The following is a 15,555-nucleotide window of genomic DNA, read 5'->3' as shown; positions in this document are numbered from 1 at the left end:
CCAGGCGGTCTAGGGGTAGCTCACCCCGGCCTCCATCCCCTTACCGCGCAGCAGCGTCGGCACCGTGACGAGGTGGTAGCCGTGTTTTTTGAGCTCCTTGATGATCGCCGGCATGGCTTGTACGGTCTGCGGCACCACGTCGTGCATGAGGATCACGCCGTCGCGCTTGGCCAGCCTGAACACGGCCGCCTTGATCTTCTCTACATTACGCAGCTTCCAGTCGAGCGTCGTACCCGTCCATAACACCTGTGACATGTCCTGCGAGCCCGCCAAGCCCAGCACCCGGTCGTCGGTGGCCCCGTACGGTGGCCGGAACATCGTCGGCAGCTTGCCCGTCTGCTTCTGGATGAGCTCCTGGGTGGTGTGGATCTCGTCGAGGATCTCGTTGTCCAGCAGTGTGGGCAGCGACGGGTGCGAATAGGTGTGGTTGCCGATGGCGTGGCCCTCGGCGGCTTCCCGCCTGACGATGCTCGGATATTTCTCCACCTGCTCGCCCACCAGGAAGAAGGTGGCTTTGACACGTTCCTTCTTGAGCAGGTCGAGCAGCTTCGGCGTGTAGACGCTCGGGCCGTCGTCGAAGGTCAGGGCCAGGCATTTGACCTGGCTGCAATTGATCTCCGCCGATGCCTGAACGTCGGTCGCGGGGAGCGCGGTCATCACCAATGACGCCGCCAGTAAGCCGTGAATCACCACAAGCGCTAGCCTATGGCCAAAGACGCCTGCGGAAGACTCTTAGATCGTTCCCATATATGACGCGGTGCGCCGTACGGGAGACCTCCAGGGCGAGCCGGTTCTCCGCGGCCCAGTTCTCGATCGTGGTGATCGGCACCGGCTGGATCCACTCGCGGGCGATGATCAGATCGTGGATCCGGCAGGCGGCGTTGCGCCACAGGGGCCGCGCGCTCATGTCCTTGTAGACGAGCAGGCCGCCGGGCCGTACCGCCGCGCAGGCCCGGTCGAACACGACCCGCTGCGCCGGAATCGGTACGTGGTGGATGACGTCCTGCATGTGGACCACGTCGTAGGAACGGTCCGGCCACGGCGAGCGGGCGTCGCGGTGCTCGAAGCGGAGCGTCGAGCCGCTGTCGCGGAGCCGGACGGCCATCCGCCCGGCCAGCCCGATCGCGACCGGGCACGGGTCGAAGCCGTGGCCCCGGACGCGCTTCCCGCGCGCCGCCATGAGACCGAGCGTCAGCCCTGAGCCGCACCCGATGTCGAGCACGCTCGCGCCCTCCGGCACGAACCCGATCGTCACCTCGAACGGGCAGGCCAGCACCCGCAGCCGCTGCTTGATCCGCAGGGTCCGGGGCGCGTCCGCGTACAGCCGCCACGCGTCGTCGAGCAGCACGCTCCGGTCGAGCGGCACGCGAGTCTCCTAACTCTCGCGGCGGGCGCACAGGAACAGCGTCACACCCCTGAGCGAACGGATCGGGAGACGCCGCTCCAGCATGACGACCGCGCTCAGCCCCGCGTTGATCAGCGGGTGCACCCGCTCCAGGTCACTGCCCATGGACGAACGCCGGCGCCGGGCGACCAGCGGGCGAAGGAGCACGTTCCAGCTCCACAGCCGCTCGACCCGCAGGCCCGCCTTCTCGACCACGCCGGCTAGCGAATCGCGGCAGTAGCGGCGCACGTGGCCGACGGCCTCGTCGTGGGCGGACCACAGCGACATGTCGCAGGGGACCGCGATCAGCGCCCGCCCGCCCGGCCGCAGCACCCGGGCGATCTGCTCGGTGGCCAGATAGTCCTCCTCGATGTGCTCCAGCACATCGAGGGCGGTGACCAGATCCACGCTCCCGGACTCGATCGGCAGGTCACGCGCGTCAGCCTGTACGGCCCGAAGCCCCCGATCCCTGGCCACCTCCACCGCGAACCCGGAGCAGTCGGTCGCGGTCGCGTCCCAGCCCTCCTCGACCAGCACCCGGGTGTTGCCCCCACCGCCCGCGCCGATGTCGAGCGCCCGGCCCGGCCGCAGACGGCGCAGCTCGGCGCGGAGGACGGCCCGGCGCTCCCGGTACCACCAGTGGCCGTCTTCGAGCGCGGTCATGCGGCGGATCTCTTGTGTGCGCATCTCTGTCATCTCTTGGGGACCCACCGATCCAGCGCGACGAAGCGCAGCAGGGTGAGCAGGCAGTACGTGCCGGCGGCGGTGGCCACCTCGGACAGGCGATCGCCCGGCGGCAGGCCGTGCAGCGCCATGGTGGTGATGGCGTAGTCGGTCAGGAAGACCAGCGCGGCCCGGGCCTGCGGGGTCCTGCGGTGGCCGCCGAGCAGGTTGACCGTCCAGCGGCGGGCCTCGGCGTTCGCGAAGCCGGTGAGCGCCAGCGCGACGAGGTTGGCCACGGCGGGCGACCAGAGGCCGCGCGACGAGAGATAGAGCAGCGCGTAGAGGACCGCTGAGGCCACGCCGAGCACGGCGAACGACGCGAACCTGGCCGGCGGGCGGGCGACGACCGCGTCCGGGTGCGTGGGTGTGAGTTCGGTCTCCTTCCGCACCTTGAGCGCGGCCGTGCCGGTGGACATCGACCGCGCGACCCTGGCCAGCCCCCGGAGGTCCTCGACCGCCGTCCTGACGATGCGGACGCGCGAGTCCAGGTCTTCGACCCAGTCAACGGGCACTTCGTGTACGCGCAGGCCGTTGTGCTCGGCCAGCAGGAGCAGCTCGGTGTCGAAGAACCAGCCGTCATCCTCGACGCGGTCCATGAGCGGCCGGATCACGTCCATTCTGGCGGCCTTGAAGCCGCACTGGGCGTCGCTGAAGCCGGCGCCGAACCCGTACCGGAGCAGGGTGTTGTAGCCGCGCGAGACCAGCTCCCGCCGCAGTGACCGGCGGGTGCGGGCGCCGTGGGCGAGCCGGGTGCCGATCGCGAGCTCGGAATGGCCGCTGGCCAGCGAGGCCACCATCGGGAACAGCGCGCCGAGCCCGGTCGACAGGTCGACGTCCATGTACGCGACGATGTCGGCCGGGCTGTCGCGCCAGGCGGCCTTCAACGCCGCACCTCGGCCCCTGGTCTCCAGCCTGCGGGCGTACACCTGCGGGAACTCTCGGGACAGGCCCCTGGCGACCCGCCAGGTGCCGTCGATGCTGCCGTTGTCGACGATCGTGATGCGCCACGGCAGCGGGAAGGAATCGCCGAGGAACGCGTTGAGCGTCCTGATGCAGCCGGGCAGGGCCCGCTGCTCGTTGAGCACCGGAATGACGATGTCCACAGTCGCCAGGGTGACCGGTCCGTCGAGAACGGCCATGGCGGAACGCGTGTCCATACGGGAATGCTGCTGGGGCCGTCCATTGATGCGCGGGCTGTTTCTCCGCACCATTCTTCGGCTAGGGCAGACTTTTACCCCAGCTGATAGACGGAACACCGCCCGCTGCGGAAACGCAATGTCGCGAACCCATCAAGAGCCGTGCCATTCTCCGTGAACGCCCATTTGACGCCATATTCATGTACGAGCCGCGCGATGTTCTCCGCCGACGGCTGCCGGAACACCTCGTCGTTCGCCGCCAGCCGCGCCTGGTCCGCGAACGGCACGGCCAGGAACGACGTGCCGAACGGCTGGCTCCGCGACAGCGTGCTCTGGGCGTACGCCCAGCTCTCCACCAGCACCCGGCGCTCGCTGTAGCCGGACACCCAGAAGCGGCGGCTGTCGCACCTCTTCCCCGCGATGGGCCGGCAGTGCGCGTCGGTCGCCACGACGTCGCCCGGCGCCGAGTGGTCACGCAGCCATCGCGCGGCCTCCATCCCGCCCTGCGGCAGCACCCGCGTGGGCGGAACCCCGCCGCTCGAAGGTCCGATGCCGCTCGACGGCCCGATCCCCTTGTTCACGGTGGCCGGCAGCGCATACCCGGTGAGCAGCGCGACCACCGCGAGCGCCACGGGTCCGCGCCGCAGCGCGACTGCCGCCGCCACCCCCGCCGCCACCACCCCCAGCACGAGGTACGGCAGCGCGAGAGGGAACAGCCCCTGGACCGGCACGTCCGGCCCGAGCAGCGCCTGGACCCCCACCACCAGCCCGGCCCCCAGCGCCACCCACCACTTGGCGCCGGCGAATCCCCGCTCCCGGCCGAGGGCCGCCATCCCGGCCACGGACGCGATCGACAGGTACGGCCGAGCCCCCTCCAGGAAGTAGTACTGGCTGAGCGCCGGATGGCCCAGCAGAGTGACGCCCGCGACACCCGCTGCCCCGATCCCGAGCAACAGCAGCACTCCCGGATCCAGCCGCGCCGCCCGCCTGGCGACCACCCCCAGCAGCCCCGCCCACACGCACGCCAGGCACGCCAGGTGAATCACCGTCAGCCCGGCAATGGGCCACACAGGCGCCTCGGCGAGCCGCTCACCACCGAGGTACGTCACCGCTCCCCACACCCGCCGCATGCTCGCGAACGGCTCGAGCACCAACCCCTGCCGCTGGCCTCCGAAGACGACGAACTGCGCGAACGCCAGAGCCGGCACCGTGATCACGATTCCCACGAGAGCGGGCCGAGACCACCGCCTGACGCCTCCCACGAGAGCGGGCCGAGACCACCGCGTGACGACCAGGACGAGCACCAGCCCGCCCAGCAACAGCGGCAGGAACGTCGCCTTCGCCCCGGTCAGCGCGCCCAGCAGCACCGCGACCAGTACCCACCCGCCGACCCCGGCCCGCTCCCCGCGCAGACAGCCGACGAGCAGCAGCACCACAGGGACACAGAGCAACGCGCCGAACGTCTGCGTCGGACTGGTCCACACCGTGAACAGCGACCGCGACGTGAACAGATTGCCCGCTCCCCAGTAGAGCTCCGGGCAGACGGCGAAGTACGTCACCACGACCGCCGCCACACCTGCCCACCACTGCCCGGTCACCCGCCTGGCGAGCACCGCCACCAGCACGACCATCGCCACCATCATCGGCAGCATCGACAGCCGGTACAGCAGCGTCTGCGCTTCGATCCCGGTGACCCAGCTGGTGGCGGCCATCTCGGCGTAGACGTACCAGTGGTAGGTCAGCGGCTCGCCCAGGACCGTCGGGAGCGTCGGGGGCACGTGGTGCCTGAGCTCGCCGAGCAGGGCGAGGTGGTAGTGCATGTCGACGTACGGCGTCGCGTTGCCGGGCCAGGTCAGGCCGTGGCCGAGGTAGAACGACCGGGCACTCCAGACGACGAGATAGCAGCTGACCGCCGCGACGGCCCACGCACACCACAGGGGCATTCGCTCATAAGCCGCAGGCGTCCGCTCGCTCTCTGAGGGCTTGTGCTCGCGGGCCGACGCACCCGGCCGCCAGTGCCGTCGCAGTCGTGGTACGGCTGTGAACAGGGCGATCACCGTCACCGGCCAGACGAGCACCAGTTGCGGCACTCCCGCCGCGCGCGCCGGGATGTAGGCCAGCACTTCGACCGCGTAGCCCAGCGCCAAGCCCGCCGCCAGCTCCTCCGCGAGCGACCCCCCGGCCCGTCCCAGCGCCCGCCAGAGCAGCGTCCCGGGAACCAGCACCCCGACACCGACATAGGCCCCGAAGACCACCAGATCCCGAACCGGAACCCCGCGCCAGACCAGCGCCAGCACGGCCACCAGGCCCACCAGCGCCACCGGCGCCCAGCCGGACCACCGCCGCCGCCCCGACGCCGGCGACGTGACCACGCTCGTAACCGCCGTGATCGTCATCCCACCCCGTCCCCCTGGCCGCCGTGCCCGACGAGGCAACGGCGGTCGTGCTCGTCATGCGATAACTGTCACCAGGCGGGTGAACTCCGTGGTCAGCTCCACACCATCCCAAACCCGGTGAAAGCTCAGCGCGCTCCCGATCGGCACCATCCGATCGACCCCCCGCCCGCCCAGCGCCCCCGCCAGCAACTCCAGCTCGGCCGGGACGAACCCGAAGTGCGTCATCGTCTGATCCCGGCGCTCCACCAGCCGGGCCAACTCCCCGAGCCCTTCGATCCGGGCATGCGCGAACGTCCCCGTGCCCAGCCACCGCCGCGGCGCCGCCTCAGGCCCGGCCAGCGTGACGTTGGCCAGCGCGTTGCCGTGGAAGTCGATGGCACTGGCCTGGCCATCGGCGGCCAGCCCGTACGTCGCCACCCGCTTCTCGACCGCCATCGCGGCGTCCACGGACCACCCACGCTGCGCCACCGCCCGCGCCAGGCAGGCGGTGAAGCCGTCGCGCGCCGCGTCGCAGTCGGCGGGCGAGCCGACCCAGTAGACGGTGCGAGGGGAGGAGCACGCCGCCTGGTCGAACCAGTAGGCATCGTTGGCGAACCCGTCGGCGACCGCGCCCCGGGCGGCGGCCGACGCCGAGAGCCAGGCCGCCGCCCGGAGCACCGCGAACGACGTCCGATCGGGAAAGGTCAGGTCACGCGCGTGCGGGGCGAGCGGATGACGGCGGATCTCGTCGACCGTGGCGTCGCCGCCCCAGATGACCCGCAGATCGCAGGCCGCCGACAGGGCCGCGGTGACGGCGTCGGAACGGTCGTACGTGACGATGCGCTGCGTGGCGGCCACCACCGGATCGGCGTCGGCCAGCGACTCCTGCAGCGTCCGCGTGATCGTCGCGGCCACGGCGCCCGCGCGGGGTGACAGGCGTACCACGTTGCGGTTGCCCATCAACGCCGACAGCGCCCAGGAGTAGACGAAGACGGTGTCGACGTTCGCGGGCGGGACATGGAACACCAGACCGCGCGGCGCCCGCAGTTGATCGCCCCGCGGTCCGTCCAGAATCCGGGCGAGCTCGCTGGGCCGCAGGAAGAAGCCGAGCGAGGCCAGCTCCGGGTGGCGCCGCGCCAGCTCGGGGCTCAGCAACCGCCTCCCGACCCCAACGAGAAACCCGCGAATCCGCTCATCACCCACCGCGAGCGGCTCACCCTCGCGCACCTGCCCGACCAACGCCCCAACGGACACATCCGGCCCCTCGGGAAACCGAACCCCGACCCGCGCGGACTCGGCAGCGAGGCCGGCCCGCTCGACCGGCGCAGCAGAGGGCGTGGCGGCGGGGGAAATGTCGAGGGGCTCGGCCGGTCGCTCATCCATTACGCCGCCGCCCGTGCCGCCGTGTCGCTGCAGCCGCGTGCCTCTGCCCTCGGCAGCCGCCCGAGCACCGAGAACCGCTTGCCCGGCCACACTCCGTCGTCCACCCCGTGCACCACGCCGAGGTCCTCCGTCAGCAGGACGTGCCCCGGATACGAGGTGGGCAGCGTGCTGACCACCTCGATCAGCCCCGGCACGCCGACAGGCGCCTCCTGCCACGTCTCCGGGTCACGGATCACGACATCGGCGAAATCGGGGCAGTAAAGCCCACCCCCATCCGGCCCCTCCAGGAACACGGTGCCGATCTGCTCGACCATCCCGTAGAAGTCGTGGATCCGCCGCAGCCCGCAGTCCTCGCCCAGCCGCCCGCGGAAGGTGGCGTGGTCGACGGCCTGCTCGGCCAGCCGCTTCCAGCCCCCGGAGTGGATCAGCACCCCCTGCGACAGATCAAGCCCCAGCTCGCGCAGGTGCGACCACGCCATGAACGTGAACCCGAAGATCAGATAGGGCGCACCACCATGCCGCGCGAGGAAGCCCTTGACCGCCTCGGCATCCAGCCCGCCACCCTCGTCGAGGACGAAGGTGTGATCCCTGCCGAAGTTCATCATGCCGAGCACGCCCGCGCCGCGAGCGCTCAGCGTGGGATCGCGTACCACCGACCGGCTGTCGACGATCAGCATCGGCAGCCGCCGCCCGCCCAGCACCGCCCGGAGGGTCGCCGCCAGCATGCGCGGCTGCGCGGCCGCCGCGTCGCGGTCGAGGTAGACGCGGCTGGGCCGCTGCCCGGTCGTCCCGCTGGAGGTGAGCACCCTGAACACCGCACTCTCCGGCACACTGCGCAACTCGTGCGTCTTGAACAGCCGCACCGGCAACCACGGCAGATCCGCCACCCGCTCGTACGGCCCCACCGCTCCGATCGCGTCGAGAATCCTCCGGTACGGCAGGCACGCCCGCCGATGCCGCTCGGTCAGCGCGACCAGCTCAGGCAGCAGCACCGCCTCCTTCGCGCCTTGGGCCAAGGTGAAGACACTCATGTACGGGCCTCCAGCGCGCTGTAGTCGATCTTTCCCGTGCCGAGCAGCGGCAGCCGGTCGACGCCGCGCACGTCGAACCCGCTCCAGTGGAGCCGCAGCTCGGACCCCAGCCGCCGGGCGAGAGTGGTGCAGCCGTCGGTGTCGAGGCCCTCGGCCCAGACCGTGATGCGGTCGTCGCCGCTCGTGGCCGCGACGGGGCCGCGGTCGCGGAGCAGGTGTTCGATGTCGTCGAGGTTGACGCGTACGCCGAAGACCTTCGCGATGCGCCTCATCCGGCCGGTGATGTAGAGGAAGCCCTCGTCGTCGAGGTGGCCGAGGTCGCCCGTAGGCAGCACGCCGCCCAGGTCGTCGCCTCTGGCCAGGTCGTCGGCCGTTTCGGCGTAGCCCATCATCACGTTGGGGCCGTGGTAGACGACCTGGCCGTCGTCAATGGTCAGGCGGCCGCCGGGGACCGCCAGGCCGGCGGAGCCCGGTTTGGTGGCCAGGCGGTCGTGGGGGAGCACGGCGATGCGGGCGGTCGCCTCCGTCTGGCCGTACATGACGAAGAACCGCTTGGCGTTGGCGGCGAACTCGGTGACCAGCTCGGGGCGCAACCGCCCGCCCGCCTGGGTGAGGGTGGTGAGCGCGGGGTGTTCGGCCGGGTCGAAGCGGAGTTTGCGCAGCATCTCGTACTGGTAGGGGACCGCGGCGAGCGAGGTGCAGCGGTGCTCGTCGAGCATGGTCCAGAAGGACCGTTCGAGCAGGCCCGCGTCGGTCAGCACCACGGTGGCGCCCGCGGCGAGATGGCTGTTGAGCACCGACAGGCCGTAGCTGTAGTAGAGCGGGAGGCTGGTGGGCGCGGTCTCGTCGGGGCCGATGGCCAGGGCGGTGGCGATTGCTCGGGCGTTGGCCAGCACGGCGGAGCGTGACAGGCGTACGAGCTTGGGGTTGCCGGTGGAACCCGAGGTGGCGAGCAGGACGGCCAGGTCCGGGTGGGGCTCGGGGGTGCCGCCCCTGGCGCGCCGCAGACCGTCGGCGGCCCGCGTGAAGCCCAGCAGGGCGGCGGGCTTGAACCTGGCGGCCAGCTCGGCCAGCGTGCGGGGCGGCAGGTCGGGGTCCAGCAACGCGATGGGCCGGCCCGCCCGCAACGCCGCGAGGTATCTCAGGACGGACGGCAGATCGTTGCGCATGCCGCAGAACACCGGGCCGGGTGGCAGGGCGGCCAGGGACTGCGTGGCGCTCCCGATCCGGGCGGCCAACTCGTCGCCGGTAAGCACACCCGGCTCCCCGGCGACGACGATCCGCGCATCGGGGTGCGGAAAGCACTCCGTGGGTCGTACCTCCTGCCGCGCAGAGCCCCCGATCCCGCCGTCAGTGGCGTCCGCGGTGTGGGGCGCGCCGGGGCGGGGGGAACGAGACAGTGACCCCATCGCCTCGCCGTCAGTGTGCACGCCGGGGTGTGGGGAAGGGGGCATGGAAGCTCGCCCGTCGCCCGCGGTCCCGCCGTTGGTGTGTGGCGGGGAACCGTCGGTGGGGTGAAGTGAAGCGTTCATAGAAGACCGCCCGTCCATCGTGTCGGAGGCTTACAGCACCAGCCCGCCGTCCACCCCGATGACCTGGCCGGTGATGAAACCGGCGTCGGTGGAGAGCAGGAAGGCGGCCGCGGCGGCCACGTCGCTAGCGGTGCCCAGGCGGCCGAGCGGGGTCGCGGCGATGGTTTCGGCGCGTGCCCGGTCGTCGAGCGTGGAGAGCATGTCGGTCTGGATGTAACCGGGTGCCACCGCGTTGACCCGGATGCCCTGAGGCCCCAGCTCCTTGGCGGCGGCCAGGGTGAGGCCGAGCACGGCGGCCTTGGTGGCGGAGTAGACGGCCTGGCCGGGCGCTCCCTTGCGGCCCATGACCGAGGAGACCAGGACCACGGTTGGATCCGTGCCCCTGCGCAGCAGCTTGACCGCGGCCTGCAGGGTGTGGGTGGCGCCAATCGCGTTGACGTGGAAGAGCCTGCTCACCACGTCGCTGTGCATCATGCCGAGCAGGCTGGCCGCGTGCCCGCCCGCGTTGATCACCAGGGCGTCGAGCCGCCCGTGTCGCCGGTGGATCTCCCGCAGCATCGCGGACACCGCGGCGGGGTCGGCCACGTCGCCGTGGACCGCGTCGGTGTGGCCGCCGGTCTCGGCGGCCACCTCGGCCGCCGCCTTGGCGGCTCGCTCACGGTCTCGCCCATGGACCACGACTTCGTGGCCGGTCCGGGCCAGCCGGACGGCGACGGCCCGGCCGATGCCCAGCGTGGAGCCGGTGACGAGCGCGACGCGAAGGTCAGGTGACGGCGTCGGCACCGTGCTTCTCCAGCAGCTCTGCGGCCTTGGCGAACGAGCTCATGTCGATCATCTCATCCGTGTCGATCATGATGCCGAACTCGTCCTCCATCGCGGCGACGAGGGCCATGTGGGCCAGCGAGTCCCACTGCGGGATCGCGCGGTAGTGGAGCCCGTCGACGTCCGTGTCGGCCGGCAGGCTCAGCGAGGCGCGGAAGACGCCGCGCAGGCGGTCGAGCTGGCTCATGTCTGCTCACTTTCTGTCGCCGGACAACGACTCAGTGTAGCCATGATCGTCCGTCAACAGAAACCAAGCCCCCGTCGTGAGTAATGGAACCGTATAACGGCGAGTGCCCGCTGTGCCGGGCTGGGAATGTCGCATGGCGCGCGTCAACCGCTACAGGGGGAATGATGGACGAATCCAATCACTGGTACGGGCACTCCCGCATACTCGGCCGATACTGTGAAGTGGCGGAAGACACTCCCCGGCGAATACAGGGTTTCTTGCAGCACGGCTGGAACTATCTCCACGGATTCCCGCCCAACGACCACTGGTGCAGCCCCGGCTACCCCCGTTTCGTCTGGTCCGACGTGCTCAGACGCCGTGGCTGGTCCATGGGCCGCCGAGGTCACTATGTCATCGGCGCGCCGTGGATCTACCTGCTTGATATGGAGCCCCGAACGGCCGCTGCTCCCGAAGGAGAGGGTACGATCTGGTACCCCTTCCACGGTTGGGAAAAGCATTCGGTCATCGGGGACCATGCCCGACTCGCCGCCGAAATCGCCGAAGTGGAGACAGGGTCGGTGACAATCTGTCTTTACTGGTTGGAATTCGCTAATCCGGACATCCGGCGTGCTTATCGGTCGGCGGGTTTCCGGGTCATCTGCCATGGCGAACGTGGTTCGCGGTGGGACGGCAAGGGGCGGGACTTCCTGCCTGGCCAGCTCGCCCAGCTGCGGCGGCATCGCCGGGTGGCCTCCAACCGGCTCGGCAGCGCGCTGTTCTACGGGGCCTCCGTGGGCTGCGAGGTCGCCGTCTACGGGGACCCGATGCAGTTCGAGGACGAGCGGCCCGAGTACGGCGGCACCGCCCGCCGGATGCGGCTCTGGCCCGAGCTGCACGGCGAGCGCGTCGATCCTGAGGCGGCCAGGGAGGCGGCGCGGCAGGAGTTGGGATTCGAGTATCAGGCGACACCGGAGGAGCTACGGCGAATGTTCGGCTGGAAGCGGGCGCGATGCGCATGAACGAGGCACCCGAGAACGTCCGGCTGATCGGCGGCGAGATGCTGCTGTGGTCAGACTCATCCCATACGTCCGGCGTCACGGACTGGCGGGGCGTGGCCCTCGAACTGGTCAGGCGCCTGCTCCCCGTCGAAACCGACAAGCCTTCCAGGGCCGACGAGGAGGCCGGCGCCGAAGAGGGGACCAGATGCCACGAATGGGTCAGGGCCGAGGAGCGAGTGAGGGCCGAGGAGCGGGCCAGGCGCGACGAGTGGACCAGGGCCGAGGAGCGGGCCTGGGGTGATGGGACGGCCAGGACCGGGGAGCGGGCCTGCGGTGATGGGCTGGCCAGGGAGCGGGCCTGGGGTGGCGAGCGGGCCAGGGTGTTGCTGGTCGGGCCGCATCCGCGCGGTCTGGTGGACGAGGTGGTGGCGCGGGCCTCGTCGGTGGCCGTGCTGCTGCGTTCCTATCCCGACGCGTGCGCCCTCGCCGAGCGTCATCCCGGTATGGCGGTGCACTGCGGCCGCCTGTCGGCGTTGCCGGCGGAGGAGACGTACGACCTGGTTCTGGCGCTCGACGGGGTGCGGCGTACGCACTCGGCCGAGGAGGTCGCGCCGCCCTGGCGTGAGTCGCTGGGCATGCTCGCCGCGCGTGTCGCGCCGGGCGGGCGGTTTGTTCTTAGTGTCAGCAATGACCTGGGGATCGACCGGTTCGTCGAGGCCAGGCCCGCCGACAGGGCGGGAGCCGACGAGCACTGGGAGCCGCACGGCTTCGACCAGGGCTATCCGGACGGCTCCGGCGCCCTCGACGATGAGCTGGTGGCGGCCGGACTGGTCCCCGAGAGGTGTTACGCGGCCTATCCCGGCCGTGCGGCGCCGCGCGGGCTGCTCGCCCGCGAACTGCTCGGGCGCGGCCTGCCCGACGCGCTCACGGTTCCGCTGAGCGCCCGTGGCGGCGACAGGATGCTGGTAGCCGACCCGCTGCGGCTGACCCGGCTGGTGTTCAGACACGGCCTCGGTGAGCAACTCGCCCCGATATGGGTGGCGATCGCAACCCGACCCCCGACCACGACCACCGCTCCGAGCGCGACCGCGACCACCGCCCCGGCCGCGACCAGCGCTCTGACCGCGTCCGGCGTCGCGGCCGAGTCCGGTGTTTCTACCGAGTCCAGCGCCCTGGCCGCGTCCGGCGTCGCGGCCGAGTCCGGTGTTTCTACCGAGTGCAGCGCCCTGGCCGCGTCCGGCGTCGCGGCTGAGTCCAGCGCCCCGGTCCCGCCGGTTGCGCCGGTCGTGGTGAGTTTGCCGCTCGGGCTCGTCGAGGAGGGGCACGCCGTACACGAGGTCACCCGGAGCACCACCCGCCAGTTGCCCGACGGCGTTGAGCGGGCCATCCCCGGTGGACGGGTTGTGGAGGAGGTCCTGGTCGAGGCGTGCGCGCGGGAGGACGTGCGGGCAGTGCGCGATCTGCTCGCCGCGCTCGGCGGCTGGGTCGAGATGGGTGGTGACGCCGCGGCCGACAACCTGGTCTGGGACGGCGAGAGGTTCGCCGCGATCCATCCCGTGCCTGTGCCACCCGATCGGCCGGCCGGCCGTGTGGTGCTGTGCCGGGTGTTGTGGCGGTTCGCGGTACGTCTGCTGGCCGCCGGTCACCACCATCCGTGGCCGTGGCCGCGGCAGGCCGAGCAACTGGCGTTGACGCTCTGCGGCATGGCGGGCCGGCCGTGTGACCAGGCCGACCTCGATCTGGCCCGCAAGCTGGACGCCGAGCTGGGGCAGCCGGCCGAGCTGAGCGAGGCCGCCCCGACGTACCGTGACCTGCTCGGCGCGCGGGACCGGCTGGCGGACCAGCTGACCGCCGCGCTGGCCAGGGTGTCCCGTCTGGAGACCAAGCTCACCTACCGCGAGCGCGAGCTGCTGCGGGCCAGGGGCCGGTTGAGAAAGAGCCAGCGGAAGTCAGCCGCCTACCGCAGGACGCTCGGCTACCGGCTCTCCCGCCGCCTGGCTCGCCCGCGCAAGGTCGCCCGCAGGGTCCTGCGCCTCCTGTCCGGCTGACGAATCCGGCTGACGAAGAGGAGTTCTTGTGCCGGTTCTTTCGGTGATCGTCCCGTTCTACAACGTCGAGAAGTACATCGGTTCCTGCCTGGATTCGCTGGCCGCGCAGAAGCTCCAGGACCTTGAGATGATCTGCGTGGACGACGGCAGCACCGACGCCGGCGCCGCCGTGGTCGAGGCCCGGATGGCGACCGACGAGCGGATCAGTCTCATCCGGCAGGCCAACCAGGGGGTCGGGCGGGCCCGCAACATCGGCGTACGGCGGGCGACGGGCCGTTACCTCGCCTTCGTCGACGGCGACGACATGGTGCCGCCCCGCGCGTTCCAGCGGCTGGTCTCCTCCCTGGAGGCCACCGGCTCCGATCTGGCCTGCGGCAACGTCATGCGGATCTACCGCAACCTGCTCGTACCCTCGTGGGCGCACAAGCGGGCGTTCGCCGAGCCGCTCAAGCGCACCCACATCACCCGCCACCCGCTGCTGATCCGCGACCGCATGCTGTGGAACAAGGTCTACCGGCGCGACTTCTGGGACGCCCTCGGCCTGACCTTCCCCGAGCGCATGTACGAGGACCAGCCGGTCGCCATGGCCGCGCACGTGGGCGCCTCGTCGGTCGACGTGATCAAGGGCATCGTCTATCACTGGCGGCAGCGTGACGAGGAGGGCTCCTCGATCACCCAGCGCTGCCTGGAGCCGGCCAACCTGCGTGACCGCCTGCTGTCGGTGCTGCAGACGGCCGCGCTGCTGGACGACCGCGCGCCCGCGCTCAGACCGCACTTCGACCGCGACACGCTCGACATCGACATGACCGTGGCGGTGGCGGCCATGGCCGGGATGGGCGCCGCGGCCGCCCCCGACCTCGTCGACCTGATCGTCCGCTATCTCGACGGCGTCGCGCCGGAGGCCTGGGAGAGCATCCCGTTCGCGCAGCGGCTGCAGGCGCACCTGCTCCACGGGCGCCGCCTGGACGAGCTGGCGCGCGTCTTCGAGCAGGACCGCGAAGGCCTCCTGCAACCGCGCATCAGCCCCGTGGGACTCCTGCGCAAGCGCTGGCACGGTCGGCACTCGGCCATGCCCAGGCATCTGTCGGAGGTGTCGGCCGAGCTCAGCCTGTCGGCCCGCCTGCTCGAACTGGAGTGGCACGACGGCCTGCTCAGAGGTACGGGCCGGGTGAGCGTGGACCGGTTCGACGCGTCGGAGCTGCGCAGGACGAGCGTGCAGGTGTGGCTGGAGGAGCGCAGGACCGGCGACGTCATCCCGCTGTCCGACCAGCCTGTCTCGTCGACCTGGGCGAACGTCGAGCAGGAGGAGGGCGGTGCGGTGCCCGAGCACGGCTTCTCCTTCGAGTTCGCGTTCGACCCGGCGGCTCTGACGGGCCCGCGGCTCGCCCGCCGGGGGCACTGGAACCTGAAGGTGCGGCTGCGCGCTCACCGGCTGACGCTGGAGGCGAAGGTCGCGGGACCGCGCTGGCTGCCGCCGCTGGTGCCCGCGCCGAGGCGTACGGCGGGGGTGTGGTTGGTGCCGGTACGCGGCGGCGGCGGGGCCTGGGGGCTGCGGCTGCGCCGGGCCCAGGCGCTGATCGGCGAGTGCCGGGTCGACGGTGACGACCTGGTCTTCTCCGGCCAGCTCGCCGACCCGGGCGACGGCGATCCGGTGCTGCGGCTGGTACGCAGGAGTGACGGCGAGGAGATGTACTTCCCCGTCACGCTGGCCGGGCACGACTTCCGGGCCCGGGTGCCGCTGGTGGACATCGACGAGGTCGTCGGCCATGAGTCGCGCTGGGACTTCGTCATCGACCAGGGCCGGATGATCCGGCCGCTGGCGCGTACCCAGGCGCGGCCGATCGTGACCGTCGCCGAGCGGCGCTTCCTGGTCGACCGGGGCGACGACGGCAACCTCATGCTCGCCGAACGCTGAGCCGAGGCACCGACACGTCAGCGAGCCGACGCACCGACCCAC

Annotated in this window: 13 protein-coding genes; 3 read left to right on the top strand and 10 right to left on the bottom strand. The window is 71.2% G+C overall.

All coding sequences use genetic code 11. From position 1 onward, the window contains the following. Positions 1-9 precede the first annotated feature (9 nt). The 10 genes from AB0B91_RS37760 to AB0B91_RS37715 form a co-directional block, all read right to left on the bottom strand. Positions 10-693 (bottom strand): polysaccharide deacetylase family protein, encoded by a 684-nt coding sequence (locus AB0B91_RS37760; RefSeq protein ID WP_358330321.1) that lies wholly within the window; start codon positions 691-693, stop codon positions 10-12. A 10-nt stretch (positions 694-703) separates the two neighbouring features. Continuing rightward, positions 704-1,366: a class I SAM-dependent methyltransferase gene (locus AB0B91_RS37755; RefSeq protein WP_358330318.1), complete on the bottom strand. Its 663-nt coding sequence runs from the start codon at positions 1,364-1,366 to the stop codon at positions 704-706. Between the two features lie 9 nt (positions 1,367-1,375). Then, the gene (locus AB0B91_RS37750) at positions 1,376-2,071 is read right to left on the bottom strand and encodes a class I SAM-dependent methyltransferase (protein ID WP_358330315.1); all 696 of its coding nucleotides are present in this window, start codon (positions 2,069-2,071) and stop codon (positions 1,376-1,378) included. A 5-nt stretch (positions 2,072-2,076) separates the two neighbouring features. Further along, positions 2,077-3,264 carry a glycosyltransferase gene (locus AB0B91_RS37745; RefSeq protein ID WP_358330312.1) on the bottom strand — a complete coding sequence of 396 codons (1,188 nt, stop codon included), beginning with the start codon at positions 3,262-3,264 and terminating at the stop codon, positions 2,077-2,079. 74 nt (positions 3,265-3,338) lie between these two features. Next, a complete protein-coding gene (locus tag AB0B91_RS37740; RefSeq protein ID WP_358330309.1) occupies positions 3,339-5,639 on the bottom strand; it encodes a hypothetical protein in 2,301 nt (766 codons plus the stop codon). A 54-nt stretch (positions 5,640-5,693) separates the two neighbouring features. After that, complete coding sequence (locus tag AB0B91_RS37735) at positions 5,694-7,001, bottom strand: acyl-CoA reductase (RefSeq protein ID WP_358330306.1); 1,308 nt, start codon at positions 6,999-7,001, stop codon at positions 5,694-5,696. After that, complete coding sequence (locus tag AB0B91_RS37730; RefSeq protein WP_358330304.1) at positions 7,001-8,032, bottom strand: acyl-protein synthetase; 1,032 nt, start codon at positions 8,030-8,032, stop codon at positions 7,001-7,003. The genes AB0B91_RS37735 and AB0B91_RS37730 overlap by 1 nt, the downstream gene beginning before the upstream one ends. Further along, the gene (locus AB0B91_RS37725; RefSeq protein WP_358330301.1) at positions 8,029-9,486 is read right to left on the bottom strand and encodes an AMP-binding protein; all 1,458 of its coding nucleotides are present in this window, start codon (positions 9,484-9,486) and stop codon (positions 8,029-8,031) included. Before AB0B91_RS37725 ends, AB0B91_RS37730 begins: the two co-directional genes overlap by 4 nt. Positions 9,487-9,594: 108 nt before the next feature. Continuing rightward, a complete protein-coding gene (locus AB0B91_RS37720) occupies positions 9,595-10,347 on the bottom strand; it encodes an SDR family oxidoreductase (RefSeq protein ID WP_358330299.1) in 753 nt (250 codons plus the stop codon). Then, on the bottom strand, positions 10,328-10,573 hold the full coding sequence (locus AB0B91_RS37715; protein WP_358330296.1) for an acyl carrier protein: 246 nt from the start codon (positions 10,571-10,573) through the stop codon (positions 10,328-10,330). The genes AB0B91_RS37720 and AB0B91_RS37715 overlap by 20 nt, the downstream gene beginning before the upstream one ends. 578 nt (positions 10,574-11,151) lie before the next feature. Here AB0B91_RS37715 and AB0B91_RS37710 point away from each other — a divergent pair. The 3 genes from AB0B91_RS37710 to AB0B91_RS37700 are packed head-to-tail and all read left to right on the top strand — an operon-like array spanning position 11,152 to position 15,513. Beyond that, the gene (locus AB0B91_RS37710; RefSeq protein WP_358330293.1) at positions 11,152-11,571 is read left to right on the top strand and encodes a hypothetical protein; all 420 of its coding nucleotides are present in this window, start codon (positions 11,152-11,154) and stop codon (positions 11,569-11,571) included. After that, entirely contained in the window at positions 11,568-13,598 is a 2,031-nt protein-coding gene (locus AB0B91_RS37705; RefSeq protein ID WP_358330291.1) for a hypothetical protein, read from the top strand. Before AB0B91_RS37710 ends, AB0B91_RS37705 begins: the two co-directional genes overlap by 4 nt. A 28-nt stretch (positions 13,599-13,626) precedes the next feature. Further along, positions 13,627-15,513, top strand: a complete 1,887-nt coding sequence (locus AB0B91_RS37700) for a glycosyltransferase family 2 protein (RefSeq protein ID WP_358330288.1) — start codon at positions 13,627-13,629, stop codon at positions 15,511-15,513. Positions 15,514-15,555: the final 42 nt, after the last annotated feature.

This window comes from Nonomuraea sp. NPDC049141, assembly GCF_040648415.1.
Lineage (GTDB): Bacteria > Actinomycetota > Actinomycetes > Streptosporangiales > Streptosporangiaceae > Nonomuraea.
The sequence above is the reverse complement of the archived record's forward strand: the minus strand, read 5'-3'. Positions and strand labels throughout refer to the sequence as shown.